The sequence below is a fragment of the Kordia sp. genome (genome assembly GCF_045105435.1).
GTDB lineage: Bacteria > Bacteroidota > Bacteroidia > Flavobacteriales > Flavobacteriaceae > Kordia.
Genome location: NZ_JBGCDL010000194.1, coordinates 1 through 9,938, shown reverse-complemented (window position 1 = coordinate 9,938; position 9,938 = coordinate 1). Strand labels below are relative to the sequence as shown.

At 35.2% G+C, this 9,938-nt stretch carries 11 protein-coding genes; 5 read left to right on the top strand and 6 right to left on the bottom strand.

Going from position 1 to position 9,938, the window contains the following annotated elements; all coding sequences use genetic code 11:
* Both AB8B65_RS10350 and AB8B65_RS10345 read left to right on the top strand, forming a co-directional pair.
* The coding region (locus AB8B65_RS10350) for a sensor histidine kinase (protein ID WP_405300898.1) at nt 1-714 on the top strand (714 nt) is incomplete at its 5' end.
* Nucleotides 715-721: 7 nt separating this feature from the next.
* The gene (locus tag AB8B65_RS10345; protein ID WP_405300897.1) at nt 722-1,330 is read left to right on the top strand and encodes a response regulator; all 609 of its coding nucleotides are present in this window, start codon (nt 722-724) and stop codon (nt 1,328-1,330) included.
* Nucleotides 1,331-1,340: 10 nt separating this feature from the next.
* On the opposite strand, the gene AB8B65_RS10340 is transcribed toward AB8B65_RS10345, so the two are convergent.
* From AB8B65_RS10340 to AB8B65_RS10325, 4 genes are read right to left on the bottom strand one after another with little or no spacing between them, the layout of a single operon-like run.
* Entirely contained in the window at nt 1,341-2,099 is a 759-nt protein-coding gene (locus tag AB8B65_RS10340) for an MbnP family protein (protein WP_405300896.1), read from the bottom strand.
* 2 nt (nt 2,100-2,101) lie between these two features.
* On the bottom strand, nt 2,102-3,493 hold the full coding sequence (locus AB8B65_RS10335; protein WP_405300895.1) for a hypothetical protein: 1,392 nt from the start codon (nt 3,491-3,493) through the stop codon (nt 2,102-2,104).
* 3 nt (nt 3,494-3,496) lie between these two features.
* Nucleotides 3,497-4,750, bottom strand: a complete 1,254-nt coding sequence (locus AB8B65_RS10330) for a choice-of-anchor B family protein (RefSeq protein ID WP_405300894.1) — start codon at nt 4,748-4,750, stop codon at nt 3,497-3,499.
* 23 nt (nt 4,751-4,773) lie between these two features.
* Nucleotides 4,774-6,201 (bottom strand): choice-of-anchor B family protein, encoded by a 1,428-nt coding sequence (locus AB8B65_RS10325; RefSeq protein ID WP_405300893.1) that lies wholly within the window; start codon nt 6,199-6,201, stop codon nt 4,774-4,776.
* Nucleotides 6,202-6,289: 88 nt separating this feature from the next.
* Between AB8B65_RS10325 and thiL the strand changes: the two genes are divergently transcribed.
* Nucleotides 6,290-7,348 carry a thiamine-phosphate kinase gene (thiL, locus tag AB8B65_RS10320; protein WP_405300892.1) on the top strand — a complete coding sequence of 353 codons (1,059 nt, stop codon included), beginning with the start codon at nt 6,290-6,292 and terminating at the stop codon, nt 7,346-7,348.
* An 84-nt stretch (nt 7,349-7,432) separates the two neighbouring features.
* Here thiL and AB8B65_RS10315 read toward each other — a convergent pair whose 3' ends face one another.
* Both AB8B65_RS10315 and AB8B65_RS10310 read right to left on the bottom strand, forming a co-directional pair.
* Entirely contained in the window at nt 7,433-7,672 is a 240-nt protein-coding gene (locus AB8B65_RS10315; protein WP_405300891.1) for a hypothetical protein, read from the bottom strand.
* Nucleotides 7,673-7,896: 224 nt separating this feature from the next.
* On the bottom strand, nt 7,897-8,718 hold the full coding sequence (locus AB8B65_RS10310; protein ID WP_405300890.1) for an alpha/beta fold hydrolase: 822 nt from the start codon (nt 8,716-8,718) through the stop codon (nt 7,897-7,899).
* A 9-nt stretch (nt 8,719-8,727) separates the two neighbouring features.
* Here AB8B65_RS10310 and AB8B65_RS10305 point away from each other — a divergent pair, with 9 nt between their 5' ends.
* Nucleotides 8,728-9,288 carry a hypothetical protein gene (locus tag AB8B65_RS10305; protein WP_405300889.1) on the top strand — a complete coding sequence of 187 codons (561 nt, stop codon included), beginning with the start codon at nt 8,728-8,730 and terminating at the stop codon, nt 9,286-9,288.
* On the top strand, nt 9,289-9,938 hold a 650-nt coding region (locus AB8B65_RS10300; RefSeq protein WP_405300888.1), incomplete at its 3' end, for a branched-chain amino acid transport system II carrier protein.

The following is a 9,938-nucleotide window of genomic DNA, read 5'->3' as shown; positions in this document are numbered from 1 at the left end:
AGACATCGTGTAAAAACGCAGCGAACCATACGAGCACAAGAAGCACAATTGCACATAAAAGAAAAAGAACGACTACAGAAAGAACAGGAAATAAAGCAAATTCAAGCATTGATTGATGGACAAGATAACGAACGAAACCGCATCGCTATAGAGTTGCATGATGGTATTGGCGGACAATTGGCTGGAATGAATTTACGATTAACACAAATTAATTCTGAATTAGAGAATACAGAAATTAAAGGAATCAATCAATCGCTGTCCAATACTTTTAAAGAATTACGCATCTTATCACATAATTTAAGCTCTAACTATTTTAAAGATAAAGATATTATTTCGCTATTGCTAGATTTGAAACAGCAGTATGAAAATAATGATAGTTTTTTGACAAATATTACGGTCTTTCCCGAAGAAAATGCGTTGCTTTTAGATACTGAAGTAAAGCATCATTTATATCGTATTGTACAAGAATTACTCAGCAATGCACAAAAACATGCCCAAGCAAAAACCGTTGATGTTTCTATAAACATACATGATACTGAATTAATTTTAATGTATGAAGATGATGGAACGGGATTTGATGCTACTACTGCTCACAAAGGCATTGGATTTCAGAATATGAAAGAGCGCGTAACAATAGTGAATGGAAATATTACGTTTGATTCACAAATAGGCAACGGTACGCGAGTAATTGTAGAAATTCCTGTGGATAAATAAATGATGTATGGCTAAAATTGAACTTGTTATTGTAGACGATCATAAAATGTTTTTAGACGGAATTTCAAATGTATTGTCGAAACAAAACGACATGGAAATCTTGCAAGTATTAGACAATGCTACAGATGCGTTGACTTTTTTAAAAAGTAATACTCCCGATCTATTAATTACTGACATTTCAATGCCAGAAATGAACGGATTGGAATTTGTGAAAATTGTAAAACAACAGTATCCAAATTTAAAAATACTAGTTGTGAGTATGTTTCAGCAAATACAATCGTTTCAAGGGATTGATGGATATTTACTAAAAGAAACAGGTTTTGATGAACTCATTAAAGCAATTCATCAAATCATTGTAGATGGTAAACCTTATTTTTATAACGACTACAAAGCATCGAATGACGAGTTGGACTTCAATAAAAAAATTATAACTCGTAGAGAAAAAGAAATTATTCAATTGATTGCTAAAGAACTCACAACTGATCAAATAGCAGATACATTATATATAAGCAAGCATACCGTTGAAACACACAAGAAAAATATTTTTCTAAAATTACAAGTCAACAGTGTTGTTGGTTTGATAAAGAAAGCAATCTATTTTGGCTATGTTGGTTAAGTTTTGTTAGCTATTCCGCACTAAAGCTAGTTTCTAAATTTTTAGCAATTCTAGGCGCATTTACAGGATCCACTTGAATGTCACTCGTGTCTTCCAATTTAATTTGATTTGTAGCATCAATAATACGTTGAATGTACGCTTCTACAGTTACTGAAGCCGTATTTCCTGTAGCAATATTGATGGTATTTGCTAGTGGAAGCGTCACGAATTTGTAGTTATCTAAATTCTGCCCATGACTTCCCACATGAATTACAAACGGACTTTCGGTGCCGCCTTGTGGTGTAAATGTTCCTTCGAACTTAATGAATTTGTAACCTGCTGCCCAATTCCATAACATGCCTGTTGCTTCTGCTTGTGGAATAAAATTTAAAACGCCACCATCTAATGGATATTTTGATTGATCAACGCCAATTCCGAACGAAATTTGTGTGTAATTTCCAACGGGAATTCCTGTCAAACTCAATGTCAAACTGCTTGCATCTGCTTCGTTAATTACAAAATAAGAATCCTCTTTTGGATATTCGAAAACGGTTCCATTATCTTGAATTAAAGCTATGTTTGAAATGATATATTTCAACTCATTCGTAACAACGCTTTCATTATTTTGGTTCATGTACACAGTCGTTCCTAAATCTAAATCCTGACTGGCAGAGATACGATTGTCAAAGGTAATTTCTACTGCTGAGGTTTCTATTGCATTTGAATCGTTATTACACGATGATACTAGTAAAAATATGATTAGTGAGCATATATATGTGATCTTTTTCATCGTTATTTTATTTTAAGAATTAACGCATCTTTAATCCCTTTATTTTGTGTAATATCGCCATCGTTACTTTGTGTACTTCCAGCAACAACTAGTTTTTTATCGTTAGTTTCCACAATACTGAAAGCAATATCTAATTGCGATCCGCCAAAGTTTTTCTCCCAAGTTAGATTTCCTGTATCTGTAATTTTAATGACCCAAAAATCGTTTTGACCGTAATTGGAATTTACATCTACATTATCACTTTTAGCACTTCCTACAATAGCAAATCCGCCATCTTGTAAAGGTGTAACGCCACGTGCCGATTCAAAATCGCTTCCGCCATACGTGCGTTCCCAAAGTAAAGAACCGTCGGTGTCGTTAATTTTGATCACCCAAAAATCAGCAGAACCTTTTAAATTAGCAATGTTTCCATCGGTACTTCTTGTGTCGCCAACTACGAGATAGTTTCCATCGTTCGTTTTTGTAATATCATATCCAATTTCAATTCCTGAACCACCATACGAATTTTGCCAGATTAAATCGCCTGTATTCGTTAATTTTACAACCCAAAAATCATAACTTCCTTGACTGCTTGTTACATCAAAATCATCACTTTCAGACGAACCTGCAATGATAAAATTACCATCGTTGGTTTCTAAAGTAGAATAGGAGCGATCGTTGTTAGTTCCACCAAAATAGCGACTCCAAATTATGTTTCCGTTCGCATCAAGCTTATGACACCAATATTCGCCAACGCCATGTTTGGGATTTGTAAAACTTCCGTTAGTTCCACTTGGTTTTCCAACACTTCCTAATCCGCCAGAAGCGGTAATATCTAAAAATCCTGTGGTAAAATAACCGCCGTCACTTGTTTGTATAATATCAAACGCTTGATCGCTTCCAGAGAAACCAAAACTTTTTTCCCACAGAATGTTTCCGCCAGCATCAAGCTTTACAATCCATTGATCGTAAAAACCGCTATTTGCACTTACATCTTCATCCGCACTTCTGCTATATCCTGTAATGATAAATCCGCCATCGGCAGTAGTTTTAATGGCTTCACCACGATCGTCAGCGGTTCCTCCGTAGGTTTTACTCCAAAGTAAATTTCCATCGACATCTAAGCGCGCTACCCAATAGTTATTTTGTTCGGAAGCATTGTCGGTAATATCGCCATCAATACTTTCAGTAAAACCAACAATAGCATACCCGCCATCGGCAGTGATGGTAATATCTTGCGCGGTATCTTCTTGTGTGCCGCCAAGTGTTTTTATCCAATCAATTTCTCCTTGAAAAACAATCAGATCTGGATTGTCTGTTGAATCTTGTGCATTTCCATCGTCTGAGGAGCAGCTAGCGAGAAAAATCAATAAAAAAATCGTAAAAATTGTATACTTTATTTTGTGTTGCATCATGAATTATTCATTGTTTTTTCGGATGATAAATAATCCTGAATTGATATCACTTATGACAATATTTCCACTTTCAAAATATGGATATACATTCCAAACTCCTCTAAAAATGGCGTCATTATTATCCGGATAGGTGTCAAAAAATCCTTCTTCTTGAATTTGACTGCCGCCAATATTTGAAATATCTAAAATACGAACGCCAGCTGTGTAATTTGCTAAGAAATAAGAGTCACCTTTCGTATATCCATTATGATCAATAGCACCTGTAGGACCTAAATAAGTCATTTGTACGCTTGGATTGTCTAAATCTTCTAAGTCAAATACAATGCTTCTAGAGTTAAACCCAAAGTTAAGTTCATCGGTTTCATCACCCAAAATAAAATAGCGTTGATCTTCTGTATACCAACCTTGATGTGTGTAGCCAATATTTGAATAATTGATTGTGGAAAGCTGAATTGGATTGTTTTTGTCGGAAATGTCAATAATGACCACTTCGTTTGTATTACTACCAATTAAAATTTCTTTGCCTACATGTTCTGTATCTGGACCAGTATAGGTAATTACTTGTGCGTCGTGTGAATAGGCATCATCAGCATAACCACCAGCCGCAACAGGATTTGTTGGGTTTTGAATATTTACAAAGTGCGGACCGCCATTAAAGGAAAATATGCTGTCGTCAAGTCGCATGGCGCCAACTGCATATGCAAATCCGCTTTCTTCATTAATTACAATATTATGAGCGCTTCCAAAACCATCATACCAAGCATCTGGTGTAAAGGTTTCTGGTGCATTGGCAACATTTCGCAAGCGCGTTAAATCGAACACTTGCATTCCGTGACCAGGCGCTTCGCTTACAATAAAAGCGTAATTATTATATACTTTAATATCTCGCCAATTGCTCGAAACTGTTTGTGTTGGTAAGTTTCCTAAATAGATAGGATTTACAGGATCGGTAATGTCTACAAATGAAGCATTTTCATCCGTACCAATAAGTGCATATTCGCGATTCGTTTGCGGATCTGTCCAACCCCAAGAATCATTTCCTCTAAAAGCTCCAAAGGTAAACAATGGAATGTGCGACATTAAATCGTAACCATCACAAGGATATTCGCCTGCAAAACCATTTTCACATAGTGTAATGCCAGGAAAAGCTTCGGAGTTTGCAATTTCCCCAAGCGTTATTGGACCTCTATCATCATTGCTACAAGCACAAAAACTTAGTGTAATAATGATGAGAAAGCATTTTTTTATCTTTTTCATACGCGTTATTTTTCTACAACTCTTTAATTTACAACTAATTTCTGGGAAGTAGTTTCGTTTATTTTTACAACATACATACCTGAAGGGAGTTTTGTAACAGGCAGTTGGAATAGAATTTCGTTGATGTTTTCGTGTGCATCTACTTTTTTTCCTAACACATCAAATACTTCTATTTTTTGGATCAGCATGTTTTCTCCGGCTCTAATCATTGTATGATTAGATGCAGGATTTGGATACATCATAAAATCAAAAGAAGGCGCTTCGTTTGTGCCTAAAGTACTGCTGTCGCGAATGATAATAAGACCTCTGTCAATATCACTAATAATAATGTTTCCACTTGCAAAATATGGATATGCAGTCCAGGCTCCGAAAAAAGTGGTGTCGTTAGATTCGGGATGTGTATCAAAATAACCAATTTCAGTAATATTCATCGGATTGGTAATGTCTAAAACTCGCAATCCAGCGGTGTAATTGGCTTGGTATAGTTTGTTTCCTTTTGTATAATAGTTGTGATCAATAGCGTTAGTGGCTCCTGTAAATGAAGTTAAAAAAGATAGATTGTCTAAATCAGAAAAGTCAAACACCAAACCACGTGTATTGTATCCAAAATCTATTTCATCGGTTTCATCACCCAAATAAAAATAACGTTGATCATCCGATAGCCAACCTTGATGCGTATATCCAACATCAGTATACGCAACTCGTGAAAGTCGTACCACAGCCGCTTTATCAGAAACATCTAAAACTACGATTTCATTTTCATTACTGGCAATCATAATTTCTTTTCCTTGATGCTCTGTGTCAGGTCCGTTGTAGACTACAATTTGTGCATCGTGTGTGTATCCATCTGTAGCATATCCGCCAACAGAAACAGGATTTGCAGGATCGGAAAGATCTACAAAATGCGGTCCGCCACTAAACGTATTGCATCCTACTAAATAAGCAAAGCCAGTATCTTCATTAATTGCGATATTATGACAACTTCCTACATCTGTTAAAATGTTATCAGGTACAAATGTTTCAGGAGCATTTGTCACATTGCGCAAACGTGTCAAATCGAATACTTGCATTCCATGATTCCCTACATTATCAGCAACAATATATGCGTAATTATTATATACTTTAATATCTCTCCAATAATTTGAACCAGCATTTGTCGGAATGTTTCCTAAATAGATAGGATTTACCGGATCGGTAACATCAACAAAACAAGTTTTATCTTCAAAGGTAATTAGTGCATATTCTTTATTTGTAGTGCTATCTGTCCAGCCCCAAATATCACTTCCGTCTCGGTTGCTAAAAGTAGATTTTGGTAAATTGGATAATAAGTCATATCCATCACAAGGGAATACACCTGCAAATCCGCCTGAACAAGGTACGATTTGAGCTATAGAAGGGGAAATACATAAAAGTACAAGAACAAAGAGTAGGTTTCGTGCAATAGGTGTCATTTTTTTGCTAATTTTGCGTTTTCAATGGGATCGAGGCTAAAAACTTCCGACTAAAATACAATTTTAACTTTATAAATACTACTACGACATGTTAAAAGACAAAGATGAACAGCGAACATCATTAGCAAGTTTGGGAGAGTTTGGATTGATAGATCATTTAACAGCAAACTTTAAGATTACACAACGTTCTACAGTGAAAGGAATTGGAGATGATGCTGCTGTGTTGGACTTTGAATCAAAAAAAGTAGTTGTTTCTACAGATTTGTTAGTGGAAGGTGTTCATTTCGATTTGAGCTACATGCCATTAAAACACTTAGGATACAAAGCTGTTGTTGTTAACCTGTCCGATATTTACGCAATGAATGCCACAGCAACACAAGTGACAATTTCTATTGCAGTTTCCAATCGTTTTCCTTTGGAAGCGTTGGAAGAATTGTATGCTGGAATTCAGTTGGCAGCAAAAGTTTACAATGTTGATGTTGTTGGTGGCGATACCACTTCATCTACAAAAGGATTATTACTTAGCGTGACCGCGATTGGTGAAATTGAAGAAGAAAATATTGCATACCGAAGTGGCGCAAAAGAGAATGATTTATTAGTTGTAACGGGCGATCTTGGAGGTGCATTTTTAGGATTGAAAGTACTACAACGTGAAAAATCGGTATTTGAGGTAAACCCGAACAATCAACCAGATTTGGACATGTATTCTTATATAATTGAGCGACAGTTAAAGCCAGAAGCTCGAAAAGATATTCCAACATTATTGAACGATTTAGAAGTAAAACCAACGTCTATGATTGATATCAGCGATGGCTTATCGTCCGAAATTATGCATTTGTGCAAGCAATCAGGTGTTGGCTGTAATTTGTATGAAGACAAAATTCCGTTAGATCCACAAGTAATTTCTACCTGTGAAGAATTTAAATTAGACAGTACAATGGTTGCGTTAAGTGGCGGCGAAGATTACGAACTCTTATTCACGGTAAGTCAAGAAGATTTTCCAAAAATAAAAGCAAATCCAAACCTTACCGTAATTGGGCACATGACACAAGAAAGCGAAGGTATTCACTTGGTAACAAGAGCAAATACAAAAATTCCATTGAAAGCACAAGGATGGAATGCAATGGATTCTGATTCAGAATTGTAAATTTTTAATTATGAATGTTGAATTGGCTGTGATCAAAGAAAACAGTGCAATTATTTAATCATGCATGATTAAATTCAGCATTCCTTAAAAAGCGTGTTTCTTCTTTTTATGAAACGAAACCAAAGTTTCATTGATATCTTTTAACTGAGGCGTTAATTGTGTCAACTTTCCTTTATCATCATTCGTAGCTTCACAATTGCAAAGCATACATTGATATTCGTTAATGTGCGAAGTTACTTTTTTAGTAACTCGGTAACGATGACCGAAAGTGTTGCAGTATAATTTTCCGAGTGAGAAGGTAGTTTTTATACTCATATGATCCATGGTAATAAGTAGGTTAAGTAATTGTTTTTGGGCGTATCGAATATACAAAACCCAATCACTTATCCGATGAAAAGATGTTTTTTTTAGACGAATAACACGTTTTCTAAAGTTGAGTGGTAAAAAACAAAAATAAAATCTTCAGTTCGTAGTTTTAATTTCTTACAATATTTTATTTTTCAATCTGAAATAGAAAAACGTTCACAAAAAGAAATAATAGTATTGCGCTAATTTTCCAGAAACCTTTCAAGAGAAAATAACAAATCGTTTTTGTTTTCAATATGACTCATATGTCCATCAGGGAAAATATCAACGTCAACTTCTGAGTTTTTTGTCTGATCAATTAAATCTTCAAAATGCAATACAGGATCATGTTTCCCGATAATCATCATTTTTTTATATGGCGAAAAATGCAATAAAACTTCTCTATCTTCTCTAATTTTCATGCCTTCTAAAGCAGCAACAATTCCTTGTAAGGAAGTCGTTAATGCTTCTTTTTTGACTTCTTTAATTTCTTCTGTGAAGATTTTACGATTTTTTGGTCGAAATAAATTCGAAATAGAAATACGAATAAACTGCTTGTGATTGTATTTCACAGCATTGATAGCACGATCGCGATTCATTTTTCGTTCCTCGCTATCGGCACGCGAAGTAGAATTTATCAAACACAAAGCTTTTACATAATCTGGGTACATTTCGGCGAAAGCCAATGCTACATAACCGCCCATAGAATGTCCTGCCAAGTGAATTTTGCGCAACTTTAATTCCTTTACAACAGCAAAAACGGTTTCCGCCATTTCTTCCATTGTATGAATATAACCCAAGCACGGCGTTTTTCCATGACCTAGCAAATCTATCGCAATGACTTTGTGGGTTTTAGAGAAAGCATCAATGTACGATTGCCACATAGTACTTGTCTCCAAAAAGCCATGCAATAATACCAACGCATTTCCTTTGCCCGAAACGGTAAAGCCAATTTCAATATTTTTATAAGTCACAAACTGTTGCATGTCGCAAAAATATGTATCTTTCGTTAGTTGTAAAACCATTCCTTAAAAATGTTATTGTCTACTTTTAAAAAACTTTCCAATACTTCCGAAAAGAAGTTGCTTATTCTGGCAATTGCTACCTTTTTATTGGCAGCAAGTTGTATGATTCATTTTGATACATTGCTTAAAAATGAAGTAGCGCCTTTAGGAATTATTTCGTTTGAATTGGCAAAAGATCTCGATTGTAGCACGCAAATTTTAAATGCTTGGAAAGCTACTGATGGCGCTATGTTATCAACAGAATGGAGTTTGTGGTTCGATTATATTTTTATCATTGCCTATACATTTTTATTATGCTTAGTGATTTATCGTGTGCGAAGAATTATTTGGAAAAATCCTGAAAGTTTAGCGTATCGATTGGGAATTGTTTTGATACGCGCAGTGATTTTTGCTGGCTTCTTAGATATGGTAGAAAATTTTGCCTTACTCCAATTATTCTATGGCGATTTGCAGACGCATTGGTCAACATTGGCGTTTGCAACGGCTTTGCTCAAATTTATCAACATCGGTTTAGGAATTGTATACGTGCTTGTTAGCTTACTAACTGCCGGAATTAAAAAAATTACATAAATGTCAAAAAATAAAGAACTCTTTGTCACCTCATTTGCCTTATTTTCCATGTTTTTTGGTGCGGGAAACTTGTTATTACCACCATTATTAGGCTATCAAGCAACGGATCAATGGTTTTGGGTAACACTTGGGTTTATGATTACAGCCGTTGTAATTCCTATTTTCGGAATTTTAGCGCATGCGCGATTGCAAGGGACAATGTACGATTTTGGAAAAAAAGTTTCGCCGATTTTCAGTAGTGTATTTTGTATTATTGTATATGCGATTTCAGTGGCAATTCCATCTCCAAGAACAGCCGCAGCAACACACGAAATTTCTATATTTCCCAATTTTGGAACAAGTGCATTGCTTACAAGTAGTATTTATTTTGCCTTGGTATTGGTTTTTGTGTTGAATCGTACAAAGATTCTCAATTTTATTGGAAAATTTCTAACGCCACTTATTGTCCTCATTTTATTAACGATTATTGGAATTGGCTTGTGGATGCCACATGAAGCTTTAAATTCTTCTCTTTTTAAAACACCTTTGTTTGATGGACTAAAAGAAGGATATCAAACTTTTGATGCTATTGGCGCGATTGTAGTTGGTGGTGTAATTATTATTTCATTAAACTTAAAAGGACACGATTCATTTGAAGAAAAGAAAAAACT

What these genes read in the sequence shown, in the direction of transcription:
- AB8B65_RS10310 (WP_405300890.1), bottom strand. Translation starts at nt 8,718, where the DNA reads ATGGTTTTACAACTAACGAAAGATACATATTTTTGCGACATGCAACAG.
- thiL (WP_405300892.1), top strand. Translation starts at nt 6,290, where the DNA reads ATGTTAAAAGACAAAGATGAACAGCGAACATCATTAGCAAGTTTGGGA.
- AB8B65_RS10330 (WP_405300894.1), bottom strand. Translation starts at nt 4,750, where the DNA reads ATGAAAAAGATAAAAAAATGCTTTCTCATCATTATTACACTAAGTTTT.
- AB8B65_RS10305 (WP_405300889.1), top strand. Translation starts at nt 8,728, where the DNA reads ATGTTATTGTCTACTTTTAAAAAACTTTCCAATACTTCCGAAAAGAAG.
- AB8B65_RS10315 (WP_405300891.1), bottom strand. Translation starts at nt 7,672, where the DNA reads ATGGATCATATGAGTATAAAAACTACCTTCTCACTCGGAAAATTATAC.
- AB8B65_RS10335 (WP_405300895.1), bottom strand. Translation starts at nt 3,493, where the DNA reads ATGATGCAACACAAAATAAAGTATACAATTTTTACGATTTTTTTATTG.
- AB8B65_RS10340 (WP_405300896.1), bottom strand. Translation starts at nt 2,099, where the DNA reads ATGAAAAAGATCACATATATATGCTCACTAATCATATTTTTACTAGTA.
- AB8B65_RS10345 (WP_405300897.1), top strand. Translation starts at nt 722, where the DNA reads ATGGCTAAAATTGAACTTGTTATTGTAGACGATCATAAAATGTTTTTA.
- AB8B65_RS10325 (WP_405300893.1), bottom strand. Translation starts at nt 6,201, where the DNA reads ATGACACCTATTGCACGAAACCTACTCTTTGTTCTTGTACTTTTATGT.